This is a genomic window from Martelella mediterranea DSM 17316 (genome assembly GCF_002043005.1).
Classification (GTDB): Bacteria; Pseudomonadota; Alphaproteobacteria; order Rhizobiales; family Rhizobiaceae; genus Martelella; species Martelella mediterranea.
In genome coordinates this window covers 178,621-202,181 of sequence record NZ_CP020332.1, presented here as the reverse complement: position 1 = coordinate 202,181, position 23,561 = coordinate 178,621, and the positions used below count along the sequence as shown (strand labels likewise).

Sequence of the window (23,561 nt, the reverse complement as noted above, 5' to 3'; positions counted from 1 at the left end):
ATGATGCCGGTGTTCAAGGGAGGAGGGGGCGATGCCTATTGGCCAGCCCCAGCCCCCAACAAACCGCAGTGGCGGCTCAGGCCACAAATACCGAACAGTTTCAGATTCCGCTGACAACGCGGGCGTACAATTTCAGAGAGTATCAATCTATCAATGGCTTATGGAGAGACAGGCACGTTTCACAGGTTCGTATCCCTTCAGGACCTTGATGCCGTCCGTCAATACGGGCTGTGTCGCTCCAAGGTGCGGGTGAAGTCTCGAGAGGCAGCTTTGCGCCAACCTATCGGCCGCCCGACATGTCCACGAAAGTGCCGGTCACGTAAGATGACGCATCGCTGATCAGCCAGGTGATCGCGTCGACGACTTCCTCCGGTTGTCCCGATCGTCCCATGGGCGTTGTCGCGCCAAGCACTCCGGCCCGGTCGGGCCGGCCGCCGCTTGCATGGATATCGGTTTCGATGAAGGCGGGCCGGACTGCATTCACCCGAATGCCCTTCGGTCCGAGCTCGCGGGACAGACCGATGGTCAGCGCGTCGGCCGCTCCCTTGCAGAACGGGCGGAATAATGGGCGACGACATTAAAAAAATGGATCGATTTCGCAACCGATCCGTTTGATGTCCCTTTGCTATCCGTTTCAGCCGTAACTCGGCAGCGGTTCCCCCCCGGCATCCTCGAGCACCAGCGCGAACATCTGCTCGACGATATCGGGATTGTCGGCTGCAATGTCATTCTGCTGATCGGGATCGGCAACGATGTCGTAGAGCTTGGCATCGCTGCCATCGTTCTTCGAAATCATCGTATACTGCCGGTCCGATACCCAGACATAGTTATTCATCCCGGAAGTGAAATGATCACGCGAATCGGATGGCATCTTGCCGTCGAGCGTCGGCATCAGGTCGACGCCGTCGAACCTGGTTTCAGGCTCGATGCCGACAAAGGAGAGGATGGTCGGCGCAATGTCGTGGGTCGATGCGAAATAGTCCATGGCCTCACCGGCGCGCTTGCCGTCCGGGTGGCGGATGAAGAAGGGCGTATCCGTCATCTCCGGCCATAACGCGAAGGACGGTTTTCCAAGCGCACCGTGTTCGCCAAGCGCCATGCCGTGGTCGCTGGTCATGATGACAAGCGTGTTTTCCAGAAGGCCGAGCTGTTCCGCCTGCCGCATGAAATAACCAATCCAACGATCGACCATGGTGAGCTCACCGGCATAGAGAGCGCGCATGCGCTTCAGCTGGCGCTGCGTCAGATAGTCGCTCTTGCCGTAGCGCGGCGAAACCGGCTCCGGATCGGCGTAATCGGGGTCATAAAGATCGGCATAGTGACGCGGCGCATCCCAGGGCTCGTGGGGATCAAAGGAATCGATCGACATAAAGAACGGCTGGTCGGGCGGCGTACTTTCCAGCATGCGCGCGGCGGTGCGGAACACCTTGGCACAGAGATAGTCCTCTTCGCGAACGCGATCTGCATTGTTGGCGAGATACTGTCTCAACTCGTTGGCGAGCAGCAGATTTTCGCCCTTGGAGGTCAGTTCCTCGCCGCCTGCGTCCTGATACAGGTATCGGTCGATGAGTCTGTCATCAGCGAGCCATGGCGGCATATAGTCATCGCCTTCCTGCCCTCTGATCCATTGCAGCGACTTGAAGCCGCGTGCGAAATTCATCGACGGCTTGAAGGTGTGCGGATTGTCGGAAACCAGGATCGTCGTATAGCCGCCGGCCGACAACAGTTCGGCGAGTGTAGGTTGATCGTCGGGGATGTGCTGCCAGCCCCAGACGCCCGATTCATTGCCGCTGCGCTTGACCCAATTGCGGAACGGAAAGGTGCGCATGCCGCTGTGGATGGAACGGCGCGCCGGCACGGTCGGCATCGCCTCGGGCACGGCCCGGGTAAAGCGCAGGCTCGCGGCGGCAAGCTTGTCCAGGTTCGGAGTCTGAATCCAGTCATTGCCATAGGCGCCAATATGATCGCGCCGCGTGGTATCGGTGACGATCAGGATCACGTTCGGTTTTTCCAAGTGACCGGCGGTTGCCGCGGCGCGTGCCTGAGTTTTTTGCTCTACGGCCAGAGCAGTGCCGACAACGCCAAGGCTGACACCGGCGGCCGTGCCGGTAAGAAGACTGCGACGAGAAATAGAAAAGGCCATTGAAGCACTCCCTTGCGATAGGCCAAGCCAGACAGTCGGCTGGCCCAAATGCTTAATCGACTGAACTACGAAGAGTTCCCCGGTAAGGCCGCTACAACCGCAAATACCTTGAAACGGCCATAATTTACTCAGCGAATAAGATTATCTGCAGTTGAAACGAGAAAGAGATTCAATGCTGCTTTTGACTTCCATCGCAAGGCAACATGTTCCGTCATGGCCGCCGTTTTCGCGGCGGCGTCCTGCCTCGCCGGTCTCCGCCACGAGCTTCGATTGCAACGTTTCCGGCCTGACGCCTAACGAAAAGCGATCTGCGCTTTGACCTCATCCGGCCATTGGCATCTACCCGGATAGTCCGTCTAGTTTTCCAAGGTGGCGCCGCGAAATCGGAAGAGTGTCCGTCGTCGAATGATTATGGACAGAATGCGGATCGACTATCAGGAGTGTTGATTTCCGCTGAGAAGTGACCCGGTAGGCCCCCAAATTTTCACTGAGAATTGACCCATGTGAACACATTGCCCTGACGGTTTCAGTCGGGGAGATATGGAGTGATCGACATGGGATTTTTGAGTGTCATTAGACGTTGGGCATTGCGTGACAAAATGCCAATTCGCGAGATTTCCAGACGAACGGGGCTGTCTCGCAACACCATCAGAAAGTATTTGCGCGAGGGCGCGGTCGAGCCGAAGTTCAAGACGCCGGCCCGGTCGAGCAAGTTGGATCCGTATGCGGATCGATTGTCGGCCTGGCTTCTGGCGCAAACGCGCAAGTCGCGCAAAGACCGTCGAACCGTAAAGCAGATGCATGAGGATCTGGCCAAGCTCGGTTACGATGGGTCCTACGGACGTGTGGCGGCTTTTGCCCGGGCATGGCGGGAGGATCGGCTTCGCGCAGAGCAAACAGCAGGACGCGGCACCTTCGTCCCCTTGGTGTTTCAACCCGGCGAGGCATTCCAGTTCGATTGGAGCGAGGATTGGGCCAGTATCGGCGGAGAACGGGTCAAACTTCAGGTGGCCCATACGAAGCTGTCGCATAGCCGCGCCTTCCTGGTACGGGCTTATCCGCTTCAGACGCACGAGATGTTATTCGATGCCTGTCCCGTCTCAACGCCTTTGAGACAGATCAGGCTTAACGGATAAGGGAGGGTTTTGGCTCATCATAGCGCACGCAAAGGAAGTGACGATGAGACAGAAATCCGGTCAGCAGAAGCCGAGCGCAGACAAGGCGATCAAGGATATCCGCCGTTCCACCCGCAAATCCTATTCGGCTGAGGAAAAGATCCGCATTGTGTTGGAAGGCCTGCGCGGCGAAGACAGCATTGCCGCACTCTGCCGCCGTGAGGGCATCGCCGAGAGCATGTATTACACCTGGTCGAAGGAATTTCTCGAGGCCGGCAAGCGGCGCTTGGCCGGCGATACGGCACGGGCCGCAACCACGGATGAGGTGAAGGCGTTGCGCCGGGAAGCACGCGATCTGAAAGAGGTCGTGGCCGAGCAGACGCTGGAGCTGCGCCTGCTCAAAAAAAGCATGATCGGGGATGGGGACGCAGAAGAATGAGATATCCCGCATCCGAGAAGCTGGAAATCATCCGGCTGGTTGAGCAATCGCACCTGCCGGTGAAGAAGACGCTGGAACAGCTCGCCATTCCACGGCAGACCTTTTACCGCTGGTATGACCGTTTCCAGCGCTTTGGCGTTGAGGGGCTGGAGGACCGCTCATCGGCTCCATCACGCGTGTGGAACCGGATTCCCGATGCTATCAGGGAGGAGGTGATCGAACTGGCGCTTGAAGAGCCGGAGCTCTCCCCGCGCGAACTGGCGGTGACCTTCACCGATACAAAAAGCTATTTCGTATCAGAAGCGTCCGTTTATCGCCTGCTCAAGGCCCATGACCTGATCACCTCACCGGCTTTTATCGTCGTCAAGGCGGACAATGAGTTCAAGGACAAGACCGTTCGCCCCAATGAGATGTGGCAAACCGATTTCACCTATTTGAAAGTAATCGGCTGGGGCTGGTTCTATCTGTCCACCATTCTCGATGACTTCTCGCGTTACATAGTGGGCTGGAAGCTGTGTACGAACATGAAAGTCGGCGACGTGACCGACACGCTGAACATTGCACTGGCCGCATCCGGTTGCGACAGCGTCAAGGTGGAGCACAAGCCGCGACTGCTGTCGGATAATGGCGGATGCTATATCGCCGAAGACCTGGCGGATTGGCTGAAGGACAGGAAAATGGAGCAGCTGCACGGCGCGCCTGGTCATCCGCAGACCCAAGGCAAGATCGAGCGCTGGCACCAGACGCTGAAAAACCGGATCCTGCTGGAAAATTACTTCTTCCCGGAAGACCTCGAAGCTCAGATCGGGGCGTTTATCGACCATTACAACAATCGCCGATACCACGAGAGCCTCGGCAATCTCACGCCAGCGGATGTCTACTTCGGCAGAGGAGACGAAATCCTGAAACAGCGAAAAAGGATCAAGCAACAGACCATTCAGAACCGACGCTTGCAACATCACGCAAACGCCGTTTAAATCAACACATCAGACGAGCCAGATCCTCCTGAAATCCAAACCGCATTCTGTCCATAATCATTCGATGACGGACAGACATCGTGCGTGATGCGACCGATGCTCGCCTGCCGAAGACTGCGCGCTTCGCTCTGTCCACCCTCGCCGATCAGATCGAGGCGTTGTTCGCGCAGATCGTGAAGCTCGAACGGGAGATTGTCGCCGAAGCGAAGCGCGATGAGGATATGCGACGTCTGGCCACTATACCAGGCGTCGGCCCGATCACGGCGGCGTCAATCAAGGCGCTTGTTCCAGATCCTGGCGGGTTCAAATCCGCTCGCCACTTCGCAGCCTGGCTGGGATTAACGCCGAGATCCCATTCGAGCGGTGGCAAAGAGAGGTTGGGAGGAATATCAAAGATGGGCAATCCCGAGCTCCGCTCCTTGCTCGTCCTCGGCGCGAGCTCTGTCCTGCGACGCGTCCGAGGCAACGATAAAGCGCCGAAATGGCTGAGCGCGCTTCTGACCCGACGGCCCTACAAGGTCGTGGCCGTCGCGCTCGCAAACAAGACGGCCCGGGTCATATGGGCACTTCTGACCAAGGGCGGGATATATCGAGGCATGGCACCGGTAGATAGCGTCGCGAATGCTTGAACCGGAAGTCGGCCAAAATGAACTGTCGGCGCGGTAGCCGGCAGAGGTGAGGTGCAAAAGCAGACGATGATTCCATGGGACGAAATCCCGAGGCGAGAGAGGCCGCTTGTGTCAACGCGCTCAAAGCGCGTGCCGTTGATTAGCCGCTCGCATCGCGGATCTCATCGAGGCCAGCGGTTAATCGCCGCGCTGAAAGGCCGAACATATGACCGCACCGTTCCCGCGTGATCAACTGTCTGAAAAAGCCCTTGCCAAGCGGGTCGTTCCACATATGACACAAAGGCGGCGAGCGATAGGTAAGGGAGCGGCAAAATGCCAAGGACCGTCATCTCGACGCCAGAACATGACGGGCCGTCTTGTGTACAAGGCTCGATGGCTGCTGGAAGGATCCTCGCATAAAGGAGGGAGTGGAATGCAGCGATGGCGGCACCTAGGGCAGCCAGTGGAAGTCCGTACCGGGAAACGCTGGCATCACCTCGAAAGCTAGCGACAGCCAGAATGACCGCCAGCGGAAACATGAAAGCGCGCTGATGCCAGCACAGATTGCACGGCGTCTGTCCCATGACCTCACCAATGAAGAGAGCGCTGAGCGAGGCGGCAAGCGCAATGAGCCATGCCGAGAAGACGAACGCCCAGGTATTTGCAGTCGTGCCCGCCCCGGTGGTCATAGCACTCCCTTTCGCCATCGTTTCGCTTCGCTCCATTTACCTTTGCATTCAACTATTTCTGCACCCTGTACCCACTACAGGGTCAAGGCTCCTTAATGAAGTTGTACCGCGAATTTGCACGTGGATCGCAGCGCGAAATCAAATAAACGAAGTCCACTCTTGACCCTATAGTTGCTACAGGGTCTATCTGCGGTGTCACATTAAACCATCGAGGTGACACCATGGCGGCAGCGAGCCCTTACAGACTGCGTATAGAAGGCATGGACTGCGCCTCGTGCGCATTGAAAATCGAGACGGCGATGCAACGCCTGCCGGGCGTTAGCGACATCAATGTCAGCTACGCCAACGAGACGCTAGCATTGCAACTCGATGAAGACCGGACGGCCCTCGGCACTATTGAGCAAAAGATCCGAGCGCTCGGGTACACGCCAGTGATCGAGCAGGCTGAGACGAAGGGGGGGCCGCCTCGGAAGCGCATCACAGAGGCGTGGTGGAAAGGCAGCAAGGGTCGGCTTGTACTGCTGACCGGCGCACTGTTCATGCTTGCCTTCGCCATTGCGCGTATCCTGCCGGATTGGGAGCAATGGCTCTATTCAGGTGCGGCCCTGATCAGCGTTATCCCGTTCGCGCGGCGGGCGGTCGCCGGTGCGATGTCCGGCTCACCCTTCACCATCGAGACGTTGATGACGGTCGCGGCACTCGGCGCGGTCGCCATCGGCGAGGCCGAAGAAGCTGCTGTCGTGATCTTCCTGTTCGCAGTGGGCGAGCTGCTTGAAACCGTGGCGGCAGGCCGTGCGCGGGCAGGCATTGAAGCGCTGATCGATCTCGTGCCCCGGGTCGCGTTCCGCGAGCGTGATGGTGTCATTGAGCAGGTCGCTGCCGAAGAGTTGGCTATTGGTGATGTCGTCGTTGTTCGGCCTGGGGACCGTGTGCCGTCTGACGGCACGGTGATTGATGGTGCATCTGAGGTCGATGAGGCGCCCGTGACAGGCGAATCCATGCCCGTGCTTAAAGAAGCCGGCGCAAACGTCTATGCCGGCAGCATCAATGCAAATGGCGAGTTGCGAGTGTCGATCAGTCATGTCGCGGCCGACAATACCATTGCCCGCATCATCCACATGGTCGAGGAAGCTCAGGAATCAAAGGCCCCGACGGCGCGTATGATCGACCGTTTCAGCCGCTGGTATACGCCTGGCGCTATGGTCGTCGCGGCTCTGATCGTCGTGGTGCCGCCGCTCGCCTTCGGCGGTGACTGGATGACATGGGTATATCGGGGTCTTGCGACGTTGCTGATTGCTTGCCCCTGCGCGCTCGTGATTTCCACGCCGGCGGCTATTGCCTCGGGTCTTGCCGCCGGCGCGCGTCAGGGATTGCTGATTAAGGGGGGCGCGGCACTGGAAATACTCGGTAAGGTCGTAACTGTTGCCTTCGACAAGACAGGAACGCTGACGCGTGGCCATCCCCAGGTGACGGACATTGTGCCGATCAATGGGGACGAGAACGCCGTCCTTGCCATTGCAGCGGCCGTCGAGCGCAGCACCAGCCATCCTCTCGGGGTTGCAATCGTGGAGGCGGCAAAAGTGCGGGGGCTCGAACTGCCCGTCACCTTCGGGGGCGGCGTTGCCACACCCGGCAAAGCGGTCACAGCGCGGTTGAAGGACGGCTTCGCTTCGGTCGGGTCTCCCCGTCATGCCGCCGAACAGGCTGCCCTCGAAGAGAACATTGCCGAGACGATCACCATACTGGAGAGCCAGGGCAAGACGGTCGTCGTGCTTATAAAGGGCAAGACCATCGAGGGATTGATCGCGTTGCGCGACGAACCGCGCGACGACGCTATCGAAGGTGTGAAGCGGCTGACAGATCGAGGTGTGCGGCCACTGATGCTGACCGGCGACAACAAGCGCACGGCCGACGCCATTGCGGCCCATCTTGGCCTTGAGGCAAGCGCCGAATTGTTGCCCGACGCCAAGCTCGCCGAGATCGGTCGCCTCAAAGCTAATGGCCCGATCGCCATGGTGGGAGACGGTATCAATGACGCGCCGGCGCTCGCAGCCGCTTCCGTTGGCGTTGCCATGGGTGCAGGCACCGACGTTGCTCTGGAGACCGCAGATGCCGCGCTGCTCAGAAACCGGGTGACGGGTGTTGCCGATCTCATCGGGTTGTCACAGGCGACACTCGGCAATATTTGGCAAAATATCGCCATAGCGCTTGGTCTGAAGGCCGTCTTCCTCGTGACGACTCTATTCGGCATTACCACGCTCTGGATGGCGATTCTCGCCGATACGGGCGCTACGGTCCTCGTTACAGCCAATGCGCTGCGCCTGCTGACCTGGCGCGGCACCCGCGACAAATGAGCCCAAGCAGTGCGCGAAGGCAGGTCGCGGCTTCCACTTCTCGCCAAGAAAGCCGAGGTGTAATTTATGAGTAATCAGTCCAAGGGCAGTGCCACTTCATCCGAGAAGAGCGAACAATGGGCGCTCGCATGGGTGCTTGCGATCAATACGGCCCAGGCAGCCATTGTGGGGGGATTAGGGTGGTGGGCTCAGTCAACAGGATTGATGGGCTCTGCACTCGATAATCTTGGCGATGCCGGTGTCTACGCTATTAGCCTTTTCGTCGTAGGTCGCGGTTTGGCGGCGAAGGTTCGAGTTGCCCGGCTGTCGGGTATCCTTCTGATGGTTTTCGCTGGTCTTCTTCTATTTGAAGTCGGTCGTCGCTTCTTCACTGGCTCCGATCCGATAGGGCCGGTCATGATTGCCGTGGCAATCGCGAGCGCGCTTACGAATATGATCTGCATGTGGTTCCTGAATTCTCATCGGGAAGGCGGCGTGCATCTGCAAGCCTCATGGATTTTCACGACAAACGACATGCTCGTGAACTCAGCCATCGCGCTTTCGGGTCTGGCCGTAATCCTTTTCAATTCGCCCTACCCGGATCTGATCATCGGCCTGGGCGTGGTTGTTGTCGTTGTCAGAAGCGGCTTGGAAATTCTTGAAAAGGCCGGGGAAGCTGGAGAGAAAGTTAATCAACATGATTAGTTCACGAGCCCTATCCGCCGCCTTCCTTACCCTTGCGGTATTGATCTCTCCTGCCGTTGGTCACGACTTCCAAGCCGGTTCGATCACCATCAATCATCCGTGGTCGCGCGCGACTCCGCCGGTCGCGCCGGTAGCCGGCGGCTATCTGACGCTAACGAACGATGGCGGTATGGCCGACCGTCTGGTTTCGATCTCATCACCTCTGTCAGAACGGGCGGAAATCCACGAGTCGACCGTGATCGACGGGGTTGCCAGCATGAGGCCGGTGCAAAATGGCATCGAAATTGGGGCTGGCAAGACGGTCGAACTTCAACCTGGCGGTATACACATCATGTTTTTGAAGCCATCGCGTCCTTTGAAGGAAGGGGAGCGGTTTGCCGCAACACTGGTGTTCGAGCAGGCCGGTACCATCGACGTTGAGTTCGCTGTGCAGAACATGGGTGCTCGTCCGGAATTTGCGAACGAACATGACGGGCACGGAGAGGCTGTCCAATGAGCGGCGTCAAACTTTTCCGTCTTGTTGCATGGGTTGCCGTCGCCGCTGTCGGTGGGCTTTTCATCGGCTTGTCAGTGTCCAAGCCTTGGCAGCAGCAAAATGCGGCGGTCGCGTCTTCGACAGGCATCGCAGCTATCGGCGGCCCGTTCCAGCTCACATCGCATCAAGGCGGGACGATCGACAATGCCGCGCTTGCTGGAAAGCCTTATCTCGCCTTCTTCGGCTTCACCCATTGTCCCGATGTGTGTCCGACGACGCTCTACGAACTCAGCGATCTCATGAACGAGCTCGGGCCGGTGGCCGACCAGTTCAACGTACTGTTCTTCACCGTCGATCCCGAACGAGACAGCCAAGAGCTGCTGGCTCAATACATGACAGCCTTTGATGATCGCATCCTCGCATTGCGGGGAAATCGACAGGAAACGGACGCCGTGGTGAAGGCCTTTGCGGCCTACGCGCGAAAAGTGCCTCTGGAGGGGGGCGAATACACGATGGATCACACCGCAGGCGTCTACATGATGGATGCCGAGAGCCAATTCGTCGGCACGCTCGACATGCACGAGCCGCGTGAGATTCGCTTGCAGAAGCTCCGCCGTCTAGTGGGCGAGATTGGCTGATGGAGTTCTCCAGTATCGGAATGGCGACGGCTTTCGCCGCTGGCGTTATATCCTTCCTGTCGCCCTGCGTTCTGCCGCTGGTGCCGGGCTATATTTCCTACGTTGCAGGCCGCACGATTAGCCCGGACGGAATTGCGGCCGATACAGAATTCAGGGCAGCGGGCCGAACTCTCGGCCTCAGCCTCTGCTTCGTGCTCGGCTTCACGACCGTGTTTGTCATCCTTGGGGCCAGCGCCACCGTGTTGAGCCGGCTCTTGCGCATGTATCTTTTCGAAGCGAACCTGATTGGCGGAGGGATCGTTATCGTCTTCGGCCTATTCACGACCGGCCTCGTACCAATGCCCTGGCTCAATCGTGAAGCCCGGTTCCATGCCAATCCGGGCAGCGGAAGCGCTGGGGCCGCTTATCTCCTGGGTCTCGCTTTTGCGTTCGGCTGGGCTCCCTGCATCGGACCAGTGCTAGGTGCGATTCTGACCCTCTCCGCTGCCAACGCCACGGTTGCAAGCGGAACGACGCTGCTCGCCGTCTATTCCCTGGGCCTTGGCCTCCCTTTCATCTTGGCGGCTTTATTCATGCGCGGGTTCATGGCGCGGATGATGTCGATGCGCCGCACCGGCCGGGTGCTCAAAATCGTCGCTGGTGGGGTGATGGTGGTGATGGGCATCGCCATGATCACCGGCCATCTCTCTAGCTTTGCAATATGGCTGCTCCAGACGTTCCCGGCCCTCGGTCGGATCGGCTAAGCCGGAGTTTAAAGGACATTCGGACATGCTCAGGCTCGGCCTTCCACTCGCCCTTGGCGGGTTTTTCATTGATCAGGCGACGAAGTGGTGGGTCATGGACCATGTTATGAATCCACCTCAGGTCATTCCCGTCACCGGCTTCTTTAATCTCGTGCTCGGCTTTAACACCGGCGTGAGCTTCGGATTGTTCGGCCAGGCGCCGGTTTGGCTCCTGATGGCGTTCCCGCTCGCTATAGTCGCCGGCCTCCTTATCTGGATCCATCGAAGCGACAGCCGCCTGACGGCATCCGCCCTCGGGCTCGTGGTTGGGGGGGCGCTCGGCAATCTGCTCGACCGGCTCCGGCAGGGTGCCGTGACGGATTTCCTGGATTTTTACATCGGCAGCTATCATTGGCCCGCCTTCAATCTTGCCGACGTGGCGATTGTCTGTGGGGTAGGGCTTTTGCTGATGGAGAGCATTCTGGTAAAAGGCAAAGCAAAGGCTGCATGAACAGAAGCCCTCGCCAGCTATCCGTGAGCCATGGTTCGGAGGAAATAGACGTTCTAGTGATCGGCGCGGGTCAAGCGGGACTCGCAGCCGGCTATTATCTTGCCCGACCAGAGCTTTCATTCCAAATCGTCGATCGCCATGCCCGCGTCGGCGACAGTTGGCGCCATCGCTACGATTCCCTGACCCTGTTCACTCCGCGCGCATTTAGTTCGCTGCCTGGTCTTGCGCTCGATGGGGACCCAGAAGGCTATCCAACGCGAGACGAGTTTGCGAATTATCTCGAAACCTACGCCAGCCATTTCGACCTACCGGTGCATTCCGGAAATGGTGTGGCTCGGCTCGAACGCCGGGCCGATGAGCGGTTCGCCGCGCAACTCGACGATGGCAGGTACATAGTAGCGAAGGCAGTGATCGTCGCGACGGGTGCGTTTCAGAAACCGATAATCCCAACGATTGCTGCCGGCTTCGACAGCGCAGTCAAGCAACTAACACCGGAAAGTTATCACAATCCCAGTGATCTCCCGCTTGGCATGGTCCTTATTGTCGGAGATGGAGCAAGCGGACGCGACATCGCAGCCGAGCTGGCTTTGACCCATGAAGTGGTGCTTGCGGCTGGACGCAGCCGCCGTCTGTTTCCCGAGCGCATTCTGGGCCAGAGTACATGGTGGTGGCTGCACACATTGGGCTTGATGAGAGCAAGGCCCGAATCGACGATAGGACGCGTGATGCGGCGCGCGGACCCCTTTCCTGACAGGGATCGGAGCCTTGACGACTTGGAACGAAGGGGCGTAGCCGTCGCGAAACGCTTAGTCTCTTCACAAGACCGCCTCGCATTCTTTGCCGATGGATCGAAACGGGTGATCGATTCCGTCATCTGGTGCATCGGATATCGAGACGATAGCGCATGGCTCCAGATTCCAGGCAGTACCCGTTCCAACGGAAGCATTCTGCAAGAAGGCGGCCTTTCTCCCGTACCGGGCCTTTTTCATCTAGGACGTCCGTGGCAGCGAAATCGTGCTTCAGCCCTCGTGATGGGCGCTGGTGAAGATGCTTCCGCAGTTGTCGCCGCATGCGCGAAATTCTGCTCCGGTCGCGACGTGCCGGTATGATAGGTCGCGGTGACGTCGGCCACCTGCAGCGTCTGGTTTCAGAAGCAATGACCTGCCTCAGGGACGTCCCGGATGGCGTCGCTTGTTGCCCGACCGCGTTGGTACCGTCCAGCAGGTTCCTACCGTGAATCTATGTCCCAATAATGCACAGGGGGCCACCTTCTCGCCTGGCCAGTTCAGCAGGTTCTGACGCGCGAGCCAATCTGGGCCGGCCCCCAAGTCCTGGTTCTTTTCGTCCTTTCCGGCACCATCGCCGGAGGCCTGGCTTATCTCTCGTGGCGATGGATCGAAAAGCCTGCGCTTCAACTGAAGGCGCGAGCAGAGGAAAAGGTACTATGAAGCTGCATGATCAGCGCCATCGTCGACGCCGATACTCCTTCCCGTCCGTGGCCATTTGGACGGCAGGCGCCTTGTTTTTGGGATTAGTCTTGATGCTCGCCAGCATCCCATGGATCGCTCGGATTCCTCCGGGATCAGGTGGATTGTCGGCACCCATTACCGACAACATGTCGTTTGACGTCAGTGCCAGTATCAACAGCAGCGGAATCCTGACCGTGTTCATCGATGTGCCGATTGGCCACGAGGAATCCCCAGAACCAGATGTGCAAGTTAATATGCCCGCGCACCAGATGAGTGTCCCGGTCGAGATCCTGTCTGCCGGGCCAGGAGCTTACCAAGCGAGTGCCATTCTTCCCATGGCTGGGATCTGGGAGGTTCGAATTCGATTCGCTGATGAGTTCGGACAGATCGAACTTCGATGGTAGGACCCCTGCCTTGGGGGCGCCAATGCGCCCCCAATGCTCTTCGTCACAAAATCGATTTTACCGGTTCGCCTTCGGGTGACAGGACGACAAGGGCGTTTTGATCCGTCACGGCCACGAACCCTTCCTCGATGGACGTCAGATGCAACAGGTAAGTGTCGCCAAAGCCATCGGCGACAACAGAAAAGGCGAGGTCGTTCTCGCTCGCCGTGACTAACCCGACGCCAAGGATGAAGGCGACGACACCGGTCTCGTCTACGTGAATCGAAGAAACCGGGGCGCTGCTCTCATAGCTCCTAATCCACGTCCGGCCTGCATCTTCACTCTTGAAAAGTCCCGTGTTGGTGGCCGCGAATAGAGCGTTTGGCGCGATCGCGGAGGCAGCTAGATCGATAATGCCGTCGGGCAGAAGCCCGACTTCGTCCCAGCTGCGCCCACCGTCGTCGCTCTTCTGAAGGCTTGCGCCGTGGTGAACGCCGTAAAGTACGTCTGGATCAGCTTGGCTAACGGTCATTTGGTGGAAGTCGACGGGGCCGCCGACACCCTCGGCAACTTTCGTCCAGTTCTCACCACCATCCGTACTCATGATCACACCGAGATTGCCACCTGTAATCGGATGGCCACTTGCCCAAAACCTTCCAGCATCGGCAGGGTGGTGCGAGAAGCCCATGAAGTCGTCGCGGCTGTCTCCCAGCAGATGTGCTGTCTCCTGATCGAGATTGACAGCCCATAAGCCGTGGTGCGTCGCCATCAGGATACGGCTCGAATTCAGCTCAGGTGCCAGGCCGTGAACGTGGGTCTGCTTAAGGACTTCGCTCAGCGGGCGGGCTTCCTGGCTCAGTGCGATGTGTGGCGAAACCAGCAACGCGGCGACCAATGCGACCGAAGCAGTCTTGAAAAATGACATGGTCATCTCCTCAAATGTCAGTGCCGACCCCGTTGTTCGAGGCCGGCTGGTTTCGGCTCAAGTCTCGACGCGGAATTCGGTCATCATGCCCGTTGAGAGGTGAGGCATATGGTGACAATGGAGCATCCACCTTGCCGCTTCGCCCGCATCAATGGCGATTGTCACGCTCGCCATCGGCGGCACGTAAACTGTGTCGCGCACCGCGCCCCAAAAACGACGCGATCCGTGACCCACGACTTGAAAGGCGTGGCCATGCAGGTGCATCGGGTGGCCCATCATCGACATGTTGTGGAAAGTGAGTTCGACACGCTCACCGCTTTTGGCGACGATCGGTTCATGTTCGCCCCAGCCGCGACCGTCGATGGTCCAGACATAGGGGGACATGGTCCCTTCCAGCATCACCATCCGACTATTGGAAACCGTCCGTTCGGGCAGAGGGTCGAGAGCCTGTAAAGCTGCCTCTTGCGAGAAATCGACGTCGAACGCCGGGGCAGCAGTATCGCTCATTCCTGACATCGTCGGGACTGCTGCTCCTCGCGGTGCGAGGATCAGACCGGTGCGTTCCCGCTCACCTTCGCGCAGCGCCAGAATGGGGAACGCCCGGGACTCTGTGGGCAGATCAAGGTCGATGTCGAGACGCTGTCCCATAGCAAGGCCGAACCGACGTCCGGTGATGGGAGCGACCTTGTGGCCATCGACTGCTACTAGGCGCCCATCAACTCCGGTATCGATCCAGAAGGACGTCGCCGAAGACCCGTTAATGATGCGCAGCTTAACCCGTCCTCGGCGTTCGACATGCACGAGTTCGGGATCGTCCAGGGTCCGATCATTGACGAGGTACGCGTCGAAATCGAAATCGTTGAGGTCCATGGCCATCGTGGACATGCTCTCCATGTCGCTCATGTCCATTCGCTCCATATCCATGCCGCCATGATCCATCGGCATCGATGAACCGTGGCTCATATCCCCATGCCCGGTTCCGCTGGTAATCTCTTCGAGGATCGTTTCAGGGTTCTTGAAGGAAAAATCGTGAAGGAACATAACAACCTCCTGCCGATCCTCAGCTACGTCCTCTACGCTGCGGACGATGAGAGGGGCGGCAAGCAGGTTCATCTCCTGGATCGGCACGTGGCTGTGCATCCAATGGGTTCCTGCCAGAGGTTCGAAATCATAGGACCGGATTTCGCCACTAGCGAGTTTGGGCATCGGCATGTCGGGGACCCCGTCCTGCGCGTTGGGGGGAAGCTGTCCATGCCAGTGAATTATAGTCTCGACGTCCAGGCTGTTTTCGAGGGTGAGTGCGAAACGTTCGCCGGGATCGAGGGTAAGCCCCTGCCGCCCATCTGGGCCGGAAATGCCATAGACGGAGGCGGTCTTTCCATTGACCTCGATCGTACGAGTGGAGGCGACGAGTCGGCGGACAGGTTCTTGGCCCTGACTTGCAAAAGGGAAAGCAGTGGATGCCGCAAGTGCGGCTGTCGCCGTGAGAAAGCCACGGCGGTTCAAGGTGATAGTCATTCCAATTATCCGATCTTTGCGCGCGAAGGCGCGACTGTACATTTCCGCCCAACAAGGCGGAGCTTCAGGCGAGGATCGGGTTGGATTTTGGAGGGCGGCGGCCCGGCTCGGGGCCGAAGGAAGGCCGGCCTATATCGTTAAATGGCGTAGACTTCAGCTCTAAGCTAAGTGGGTAGTTAAAGTCCAAGGCCGTTGGAAATGTTCCAGCAAGGGCGCACGCGGTTGCGCAAAGCGTGTTGTGGTGCAGCCCGGTCTTCTTGTTCTCGGGTCCGTGCCCGGTCATCGAAACCGTAGCATCCGCGCTGACCTGATGCGCCTTATGGTGCTGCACGAGACTGCCATCGCCGGACATCTGTGCCCACGACATGGCTGTCATCGACAGAACCACTGTGACAACAGCAACAATCCGCATGATGTACGAAGCGAGCACGAACATAGTCGAATAGTAATCCCGGGCGGAAACGCCATCAAGACGATCATGGTCGACCCCGGCGCGACACATTGCACCGGGGTCATGGCTATTGCTCTCTGGCGCCGTGGTCGCTTCGTTTCGCCGGCGCCGACACGACGGGCCTTGTACGATCGAACCTGTTCCCTTGTCAACGGCGGCGTAAAAACCGGCCACGGGGCGGAGCAAAAGTCGGCCACTTTGGACGCCGGTATGAGGCCCGCGGGAGGGCGTAGCCCGAGCGGGGGCCTCATACCGGCGTTGCGATTTTCTGAAGGGTTTCAGCCGGCCTTTCGGGCGCGGCTTTGGGCGAGACGATAGCTGTCGCCGTTCATTTCGAGAATGTTGACGTGATGGGTGACACGGTCGAGCAGAGCGCCGGTCAGTCGCTCCGAACCCAGAATTTCGGTCCATTCGTCAAAGGGCAGATTGCTGGTGAACAGGGTGGCGCCCCGTTCATAGCGTTGCGAGATCAGCTCGAACAGCAGTTCTGCGCCGGTCTTGGAGAGCGGCACGAAGCCGAGTTCGTCGATGATCAGCAGCTTGCATCCTGCCATCTGCTTTTGGAAACGTAAGAGACGCCGCTCGTCACGGGCTTCCATCATCTCACTGACCAGGGCAGCGGCTGTGGTGAAGCAAACGGACAGGCCCTTCTGGCAGGCGGCAAGGCCCAGGGCGAGCGCTATGTGCGTCTTGCCGGTTCCACTGGGGCCGAGAGCGATGACGTTCTCGCGACGCTCGATCCATTCGCAGCGGGCAAGTTCCAGAACCTGCATCTTGTTGAGCTTCGGGATGGCGGCAAAATCGAAACTGTCGAGACTTTTGACGACCGGGAATTTGGCTGCCTTGATACGCCGCTCGACCTTGCGACGATCCCGTTCGATCATCTCACGTTCGGCAAGCCGGGTAAGGTATCCGATATGATCGACGCCCTCGGTGGCGCAAAGCCGGGCCAGTTTCTGATACTCCCGTTGGAATGTTGGCAGCTTCAGGCTCTTGAGGTAGTGGGCAAGCAGGATATCAGGTGCTTCGGTGCTCATGCCGCTTCTCCCTTCCCCCGATGACAGGAGGCCCATATACGCCTTCGCCGATGTCGTCTCGACGGTTGCTCTCGGCAGGTAGGGATAGATCGATAGATCCAGTCGCGGCGGCCGGCGCTCCACCCGGCAAAGAATCAGATGTTTGACGGCGTCGAAGCCGATCGCGCCGAGATGAATGGCCTGCTTCACCGCCGCATGCAGGTCGGCCATATCGAAGTTTTCCAGCAGTCGAAGTACCTGCACGTATTCCCGCCTGCCATGTTTTGCCATGCGGCCTTCCATCAGGCGGCACAGTGTGGCGAATTCCTCCGGCAGATCCCAGCCCTGCAAAGGGGCCGCCTGATCCAGCGCATTGATCTTCTGTTCGATCAGCGGCAGGTAATGAACAGGGTCGAAGATGACATCCTCCCGATCCCAGCTTCGGGGATGGCGAGCGATGACCTCGCTGCGGCAACCGATCACGACCTCATCGACATAGCCTCGGATCCAAACGTCCTGATGACCGTAGGCGGCGGGTACGGAATAATCGTTCGTCTTGTAGCGAACGAGAGACTGTGCCGTGACCTTGGCACTGGCCTGATCGCAGGCATCGAAGGGCGACGCTGGCAAGGGCTGCATGGCAGCCAGATCACGCTGCAGCCGTTCACCGATCGTCTCGCTCTCACCGCGCAGCCTGTCGCGCTGGCGCTTGCGGCACTGTTCTTCCAGAAAGGCATTGAACGCATCAAAGGTCGCAAACTGCGGGATGGGGACCATGAAGTTACGCCGGGCATAACCGACAAGGCCCTCGACGTTGCCCTTATCTGGCATGATCACGCTGACGCCTCGATATCTTTGCCGCACTTCGGTGGCAGGCGCTATGGTGAGACCATTCGGGATGTGGGGCGTCGGGAGCACGCGAGTGCGGGCAGGCCGAGCGAAAGACATGGGCTGCGAGCCCGAGCCTTTATATGGTCGCCCCTGCGGCTTACCCGAATGCGCTGCGAGCGCGGATCCGTAGTTGCCGTGTAGCCCGCCAGTTCCTGAGAAGAGGGATGACATAGCAAAGGAGGTAGATATGCGCATCATCGGCATGGATATCCACCGCGTCTTCGCCGAAGCGGTGGCCCTTGAAGATGGAGAAACCAAGCGACTTGGCCGGATCGGCATGACGCGGGAGCATCTGGAAGACTTTGCCAGAACACTTCTGCCGTCGGATCATGTCGTGGTGGAAGCGACCGGCAATGCGACCGCGGTTGTGGAGATTCTCGCTCCGCGCGTGGCAAGGGTGGCCGTGGCAAATCCGTTGCAGGTCCATCTGATCGCCAAGGCGAAGATCAAGACTGACGCGATCGACGCGCGCGTCCTGGCGCAACTCTACGCCGCCGGCTTCCTGCCGGAGGTCTGGATCCCGGACGCGGCAGCCTTGGCTCGCCGACGTCAGGTGACGCGCCGAACGCAACTTGTCCGGCAACGGACCCGTCTAAAATCGATCGTCCAGTCGATCCTGCACGCGAACCTGATTCCACCCTGCCCATTTGCCGATCTCTTCGGCGGCAAGGGGCGGATCTGGCTGCGGGCCCAGTATCTACCGGACGACGAGCGGGAGGCCATTGAACGGCACGTCGAGGAATACGACCGCCAGTCCGATGCACTGAAGGGAGTGGAACGTGACATTGCACGCGCCGCCTTGTCCGATCCGAACGTGACACGATTGATGACGATCCCGGGCATCGACATGGTGGTTGCTGTCGGATTGATGGCGGCGATCGGCAAAATCGAGCGTTTTGACAACCCCGACAAGCTGGTTGCCTATATCGGTCTCAATCCAAGCGTCCATCAATCTGGTGATGGCCCCGCCCATCATGGTCGGATCACCAAACGCGGACGCGCAAATGCCCGCCATTTACTTGTCGAAGCGGCCTGGCAGACCGTGCGAAGTCCAGGGCCGTTGCGTGCCTTCTACGAGCGCGTGCGGAGCAAACGCGGCAATCACATTGCCGCAGTGGCGGTTGCCCGTAAGCTGGCAGTAATCATCTGGCACCTGCTGACCAAAGGTGAAGACTACAGCTGGGTTCGCCCCTCGCTACATGCCAAGAAACTTCGTGACCTCGAACTGCGCGCCGGACATCCGCCGAGACGCGGCCAGAAAGGTGCCGGCTATGACTACAACATCACGCAACGTCGCCGGGAGGAGCGCAACCGCGCTCAGCAGGCCGAAGGCGCATATCGGCGAATGACCGACGGATGGCGACAACGAGGGGCCCGCTCAAAACCCACGGACGCCACAAATGAGGAGCGACGATGATCTGGCTGCGCCGCAGGGCTTGAACCTCATGCCCGGCCGTTCACCACGTGGTCGCCCGTGGGCCTGAAGAAAATACCACAATTTCTGTCGAAGGGGCTATTCGATCTCATCCGTGTCATTGCCCTTTCCGGGGCGGCCATAGCGATCCCGGATCAGATAATGGGACAGGAACCCGCTGAACAGTGTCGCCCGCTTGCGCGTGCCGTCAGGCAGGATACTCGCCACAAGGCAGCGGTCATTGTCATAAACGATCGACTGCGGCACGGCCCCGAAGAAGGCGAACGCATGGACGTGGCCATCGACCCAGGCCTCGGCCACCGCCGCCGGATAAGCCCGCACGTAGCAGCCGTCGCTATGCGGAAGATCGAGCACAAAGAACCGGGCTTTCTGCTCGATACCGCCGATCACCACCGTCGCCTCACCGAAATCAGCCTGCGCATGGCCGGGCGGATGAGAAAGCGGCACGAACACTTCCTGGCGACGCTGTTCCCGCTCGCGGATATAATCCTTGATGATCGTATAGCCGCCGGTGAACCCGCATTCGTCGCGAAGCCGGTCAAACACACGCTTGGCCGTATGGCGCTGTTTGCGCGGTACCTTCGCGTCTTCAGCCAACCAGTGGTCGATCGTCGAAACGAACGCGTCCAGCTTCGGTCGCCGGACTGGTGATTGTCGCTGATAGCCAGGAGGCGTCGAATACGTCAGCATCTTCGCTACGCTGTCGCGGGATATGTTGAAGTGTTTGGCTGCCTGACGTCGGCTCATCCCTTCCGAGACCGCCAGGCGAACCTTCAGATAAAGATCCACGGTGTAAATCCTCTGTCCCTCCTGCGCTCATTGCAGAAGGAAAATAGGTGGCCGGTTTTTACGCCGCCCGCGACCGAATTATTCCGCCGCTTCCGTGGCCGACTTTTGCACCGCCGATCTCAGATTGATCGCAATCGGTGCACAAGGCATCGCATTCCTTCAGGGCTAGATGATGGCTGGCTATTCACCGTGGGAATGCGCGGCCTGAGGTGCCAACCATCGCGACAAGTAAACGCGCTCGAAAGCGAAGACAGCGATCATTCCGACAGCCGCATACAGAACGATCATTGGATCACTTTGAAGCTTCATTACGGTGAAAGCTGCCAATACAATTGCATCGAGAGAGAGCGCAGACAAAAGCACGATACTGGAGGCGCCAACTTCGGTTCGACGATAGCGGAACACGCCCCAATGTATGATCATGTCCATGACGAGGTAAAAGAAGGCACCAAGGGATGCGATCCGTCCCAAATCAAAGAGCACGGCCAGCGTCGAGGCGATAACGACTGTATAGACCAGCATATGCCGCTGGACAGCCCCGGACATGCCAAAATGGCTGTGCGGGATCATTTTCATCTCCGTCAGCATGGTCAGCATCCGCGACACTGCGAAAACGCTGGCCAGCACGCCGGATGCTGTGGCCACGGCCGCCAACACGACCGTCAAGTAAAAGCCGACCTGCCCGAGTGCGGGCTCAGCCGCCTGGGCCAGCGAATAGTCGCGCGCGGCGATGATTTCGTCGATTGTCAGGCTCGCGCCCACGCCAAAGGCCACAAGCAGGTAGACCACCACGCAGATCGCGATGGACAGCATGATAGTGCGGCCCACATTGCGGTGGGGATCGGTGATTTCGCCGCCGCTGTTGGTGATCGTGGTAAAGCCCTTGAAGGCAAGGATCGCCAGCGCAACGGACGCGATGAAGCCTGTCACTCCAAAGGTCTCGGCCGTTTCTGACGCGGCGGCGAACTGAAACCCGCTTGACCAGAGTGCTGCGATACCGAACAGCGCGATGCCCCCGATCTTGATCGCCGCCATGACTAGAGAGAATAGCCCGACGGAGCGGTTTCCTGCGATGTTGACCAAGAATGCGAACACGATCACGGCAACCGCCAGAACGGGCACAAGTGGCCCGCCCGTGATATCCAAAGGCCGCAAGACATAAGTGGCGAATGTCCGTGCGACGAGGCTTTCCGCGATCACCATGCTGAGCGCCATCAAGAGCGCCGCTCCCGCCGCGACCGCCCCCGATCCATAGCATTTCTGAAGGATCATCGCGATGCCCCCTGCCGAGGGCCAGGCGTTCGACATCTTGATGTAGCTGTAAGCGCTGAAGCTGGTCACGATGGCACCAGCGATGAACGCGAGTGGAAATAGTGGTCCAGCCAGCTGGGCGATTTGTCCGGTCAGGGCAAAGATGCCCGCACCGATCATCACGCCCGTGCCCATGGCAACAGCTCCGCCAAGGCTGATCGAGCCTTCACGGTAGCCGTCGTTCCCATCGCGGTTTTTATCGTGTTTCTGCATTTCGATCTGCCTTGGTTGCTTTTTAGGTCGTTACGCCTCTGCGCATGCCCACCCGATCGGTTTCAGGCCGCCAGAAGTCCCGACCCTGGGCGTCTGATGAAATCGCGACTACTCCCGTTGCGAGGGTGCGCCGTAGATCCGCCGGGAAGTTTGCGAACGCCATGTGACTACAACGGCGGCCCCTTGCAGAGCGATAACTGACGCCACAAGGGCAACGAACGGCCATCGCGCCCAGTTTGGCTCAGGCATTTGGCGGTGGAAATCAAGAAAATGAAAGAACAAGAAATAGGCCGTGTGCAGCACTGCCAGCCACCACAGAACATAAGCGCCCTGCTGGATGTATTTCCACACGGACGTGCCAAGTACCCTTTGGCTGAAATTATTCGACGTACCGGCAAGCACAAAGCCGTAGAGCAGTGCCGCGATCCCAACCACATTGGCCAGCGCAAACCCGTGCTGAAGCATCACGTAGCGTTGCAGTTGGGGGTGATACTCAAAACCGAACAGCCGTGCAAAATCAAGCTCGACCCAGCCGATCAGTATTATGATGGTATGCACCGTCGCCGCCAGAACCGCATAAATACCGAGCTCGCGTCGGTACGGCATAAGCTTCCGTAAAAAGGGCGTAGACGACAAGCGTGCGAGCGGCCCAATCGCCATTGCAGCAACGATGAGCAGCAGTGAAAGATCCCCCAGCGCTCGGTTGTAGCGGTGCATCTCCGACCACTCGGCACACGAAGCAAGCAGCAGGTATCCCGTCAGCACGGACGTTCCTATGATTAGTACGCGCCGCAGAAGGGCGGGTTTTTTCATCATGGTTTCAGATACCGTATGTTTGCAGTCTTCCAAAGATGTTTTAGGCACGCAAATAGCACATCAGATCGGCTTTCGCTTCCAATCAGCGTTCAACATTCTGCAGAGTGTTGACGTTTGGTATGAAAGCCGGAACCCGGCTGGCATACCTGTCCCAGCTTTCGCCAAAACGGGCGCGACTGTCCCCCTCCTCGCCGCGGGCAAGCCGTGCGTACATCCAGACCAGCACCGGGAACATCGCGAGCGTCAGGAGGGTCGGCCATTGCACGAGAAAGCCCAGCATGATCAGCACGAACCCCACATACTGGGGATGGCGAATGCGGGCATAGGGGCCTGTCGTCGCAAGCAACCCCTGACGCTGCGCGTTCCACAGATGGTACCATGCCACGGATATGAGCCAGAAGCCGCCGCCGATAAAGACGAAGCTCAGGAGGTGGAACGGCCCGAAATGCGGGTTCGATTGCCAGCCGAACATCATTTCGGGGAGATGTCCGCTGTCGTGGGCAAACCAGTCTACCTCCGGCCAGGTCGATTGCAGCCAGCCGGAAAGAAAGAAGATGGTCAACGGGAACCCATACATCTCGGTGAAGAGAGCTACGACAAAGGCGCTGAACGCTCCAAAACTGCGCCAGTCGCGTTTTGTCTGCGGCTTGAAGAAACTGAAGGCGAAAATGATGAACACCGCCGAATTGATAAATACTAGCAGCCAGAGTCCATAGGAAGCACCTGCATCGGTCATTACTGGTCGTCTCCCTTACCGTGCCCGCCGTGGCCTCCATGACCGCCGTGCATAAAGAAGTGCATTCCAACGCAAAGCAGCAATGGCAGCCAGATCAGCAATCCGCTGCTCAGGATGTGCACCCGGTGCTCGTAACCCAGGAGAAGGCCGCCAACTGCCAGCGCAACGATCAGATAGATGCCGGCGCGTGATCGCCAGAATGAGGGCGGGCGGGGGGCATGCTCCGATTGACTTTGATTAACATGTGATGGAT

Annotated in this window: 20 protein-coding genes and 5 pseudogenes; 12 read left to right on the top strand and 13 right to left on the bottom strand. The window is 58.8% G+C overall.

Annotated elements, in window-relative coordinates; translation table 11 throughout:
• Nucleotides 1–280: 280 nt before the first annotated feature.
• Nucleotides 281–547 (bottom strand): annotated as a pseudogene (locus Mame_RS25425) (SDR family oxidoreductase); the annotation flags it as partial.
• A gap of 87 nt (nucleotides 548–634) precedes the next feature.
• The gene (locus tag Mame_RS25420) at nucleotides 635–1,999 is read right to left on the bottom strand and encodes a sulfatase (protein WP_236953515.1); all 1,365 of its coding nucleotides are present in this window, start codon (nucleotides 1,997–1,999) and stop codon (nucleotides 635–637) included.
• A gap of 698 nt (nucleotides 2,000–2,697) precedes the next feature.
• Between Mame_RS25420 and Mame_RS25415 the strand changes: the two are divergent.
• The 3 genes and pseudogenes from Mame_RS25415 to Mame_RS25405 all read left to right on the top strand — a co-directional run.
• Nucleotides 2,698–3,234 (top strand): annotated as a pseudogene (locus tag Mame_RS25415) (IS21 family transposase); the annotation flags it as partial.
• 88 nt (nucleotides 3,235–3,322) lie between these two features.
• Nucleotides 3,323–4,674, top strand: a protein-coding gene (locus Mame_RS25410) for an IS3 family transposase (protein ID WP_155122306.1) whose coding sequence is annotated in 2 segments (ribosomal slippage) — nucleotides 3,323–3,658 and nucleotides 3,661–4,674 — 1,350 coding nt in all. Because the reading frame shifts where the segments join, the coding sequence is not laid out codon by codon here.
• A gap of 77 nt (nucleotides 4,675–4,751) precedes the next feature.
• A pseudogene (locus Mame_RS25405) lies at nucleotides 4,752–5,303 on the top strand (IS110 family RNA-guided transposase); the annotation flags it as partial.
• Nucleotides 5,304–5,464: 161 nt separating this feature from the next.
• On the opposite strand, the gene Mame_RS25400 reads toward Mame_RS25405, so the two are convergent.
• Nucleotides 5,465–5,971: a disulfide bond formation protein B gene (locus Mame_RS25400; RefSeq protein ID WP_169337200.1), complete on the bottom strand. Its 507-nt coding sequence runs from the start codon at nucleotides 5,969–5,971 to the stop codon at nucleotides 5,465–5,467.
• Nucleotides 5,972–6,192: 221 nt separating this feature from the next.
• Here Mame_RS25400 and Mame_RS25395 point away from each other — a divergent pair, with 221 nt between their 5' ends.
• From Mame_RS25395 to Mame_RS25360, 8 genes are all read left to right on the top strand, one after another.
• A complete protein-coding gene (locus Mame_RS25395) occupies nucleotides 6,193–8,325 on the top strand; it encodes a heavy metal translocating P-type ATPase (RefSeq protein WP_024706424.1) in 2,133 nt (710 codons plus the stop codon).
• A 66-nt stretch (nucleotides 8,326–8,391) separates the two neighbouring features.
• Nucleotides 8,392–9,009, top strand: coding sequence for a cation efflux transmembrane domain-containing protein (locus Mame_RS25390; RefSeq protein WP_018065776.1), 618 nt, complete (start codon nucleotides 8,392–8,394; stop codon nucleotides 9,007–9,009).
• Nucleotides 9,002–9,505: a copper chaperone PCu(A)C gene (locus tag Mame_RS25385; protein WP_009452628.1), complete on the top strand. Its 504-nt coding sequence runs from the start codon at nucleotides 9,002–9,004 to the stop codon at nucleotides 9,503–9,505. Before Mame_RS25390 ends, Mame_RS25385 begins: the two co-directional genes overlap by 8 nt.
• Complete coding sequence (locus Mame_RS25380) at nucleotides 9,502–10,122, top strand: SCO family protein (protein ID WP_009452629.1); 621 nt, start codon at nucleotides 9,502–9,504, stop codon at nucleotides 10,120–10,122. Before Mame_RS25385 ends, Mame_RS25380 begins: the two co-directional genes overlap by 4 nt.
• Entirely contained in the window at nucleotides 10,122–10,865 is a 744-nt protein-coding gene (locus Mame_RS25375; protein WP_018065777.1) for a cytochrome c biogenesis CcdA family protein, read from the top strand. The genes Mame_RS25380 and Mame_RS25375 overlap by 1 nt, the downstream gene beginning before the upstream one ends.
• A gap of 25 nt (nucleotides 10,866–10,890) precedes the next feature.
• Nucleotides 10,891–11,355, top strand: a complete 465-nt coding sequence (gene lspA, locus Mame_RS25370; protein ID WP_009452631.1) for a signal peptidase II — start codon at nucleotides 10,891–10,893, stop codon at nucleotides 11,353–11,355.
• Nucleotides 11,352–12,464, top strand: a complete 1,113-nt coding sequence (locus tag Mame_RS25365) for a flavin-containing monooxygenase (protein WP_051085129.1) — start codon at nucleotides 11,352–11,354, stop codon at nucleotides 12,462–12,464. The genes lspA and Mame_RS25365 overlap by 4 nt, the downstream gene beginning before the upstream one ends.
• A 335-nt stretch (nucleotides 12,465–12,799) precedes the next feature.
• Entirely contained in the window at nucleotides 12,800–13,228 is a 429-nt protein-coding gene (locus Mame_RS25360; protein WP_018065780.1) for a FixH family protein, read from the top strand.
• A 43-nt stretch (nucleotides 13,229–13,271) separates the two neighbouring features.
• Here Mame_RS25360 and Mame_RS25355 read toward each other — a convergent pair whose 3' ends face one another.
• The 5 genes and pseudogenes from Mame_RS25355 to Mame_RS25335 form a co-directional block, all read right to left on the bottom strand.
• Nucleotides 13,272–14,132 (bottom strand): F510_1955 family glycosylhydrolase, encoded by an 861-nt coding sequence (locus tag Mame_RS25355; RefSeq protein WP_018065781.1) that lies wholly within the window; start codon nucleotides 14,130–14,132, stop codon nucleotides 13,272–13,274.
• A 57-nt stretch (nucleotides 14,133–14,189) separates the two neighbouring features.
• Nucleotides 14,190–15,650 carry a multicopper oxidase family protein gene (locus tag Mame_RS25350; protein ID WP_018065782.1) on the bottom strand — a complete coding sequence of 487 codons (1,461 nt, stop codon included), beginning with the start codon at nucleotides 15,648–15,650 and terminating at the stop codon, nucleotides 14,190–14,192.
• A gap of 64 nt (nucleotides 15,651–15,714) precedes the next feature.
• A complete protein-coding gene (locus Mame_RS25345) occupies nucleotides 15,715–16,086 on the bottom strand; it encodes a hypothetical protein (protein WP_155122305.1) in 372 nt (123 codons plus the stop codon).
• 293 nt (nucleotides 16,087–16,379) lie between these two features.
• On the bottom strand, nucleotides 16,380–17,138 hold the full coding sequence (gene istB / locus Mame_RS25340) for an IS21-like element helper ATPase IstB (protein ID WP_026173652.1): 759 nt from the start codon (nucleotides 17,136–17,138) through the stop codon (nucleotides 16,380–16,382).
• A gap of 24 nt (nucleotides 17,139–17,162) precedes the next feature.
• Nucleotides 17,163–17,942 (bottom strand): annotated as a pseudogene (locus tag Mame_RS25335) (Mu transposase domain-containing protein); the annotation flags it as partial.
• Between the two features lie 253 nt (nucleotides 17,943–18,195).
• Between Mame_RS25335 and Mame_RS25330 the strand changes: the two are divergent.
• Nucleotides 18,196–19,425, top strand: coding sequence for an IS110 family RNA-guided transposase (locus tag Mame_RS25330; protein ID WP_018065785.1), 1,230 nt, complete (start codon nucleotides 18,196–18,198; stop codon nucleotides 19,423–19,425).
• A gap of 99 nt (nucleotides 19,426–19,524) precedes the next feature.
• Here the strand turns inward: Mame_RS25330 and istA are convergent.
• From istA to Mame_RS27750, 5 genes and pseudogenes are all read right to left on the bottom strand, one after another.
• Nucleotides 19,525–20,232, bottom strand: a pseudogene (istA, locus tag Mame_RS25325) (IS21 family transposase); the annotation flags it as partial.
• A gap of 180 nt (nucleotides 20,233–20,412) precedes the next feature.
• A complete protein-coding gene (locus Mame_RS25320) occupies nucleotides 20,413–21,756 on the bottom strand; it encodes an APC family permease (RefSeq protein WP_018065787.1) in 1,344 nt (447 codons plus the stop codon).
• Between the two features lie 108 nt (nucleotides 21,757–21,864).
• Entirely contained in the window at nucleotides 21,865–22,569 is a 705-nt protein-coding gene (locus Mame_RS25315; RefSeq protein ID WP_155122304.1) for a ferric reductase-like transmembrane domain-containing protein, read from the bottom strand.
• 85 nt (nucleotides 22,570–22,654) lie between these two features.
• Complete coding sequence (locus Mame_RS25310; protein ID WP_018065789.1) at nucleotides 22,655–23,308, bottom strand: methyltransferase family protein; 654 nt, start codon at nucleotides 23,306–23,308, stop codon at nucleotides 22,655–22,657.
• Nucleotides 23,308–23,430, bottom strand: coding sequence for a DUF2933 domain-containing protein (locus Mame_RS27750; protein WP_230802127.1), 123 nt, complete (start codon nucleotides 23,428–23,430; stop codon nucleotides 23,308–23,310). The genes Mame_RS25310 and Mame_RS27750 overlap by 1 nt, the downstream gene beginning before the upstream one ends.
• Nucleotides 23,431–23,561 lie beyond the last annotated feature (131 nt).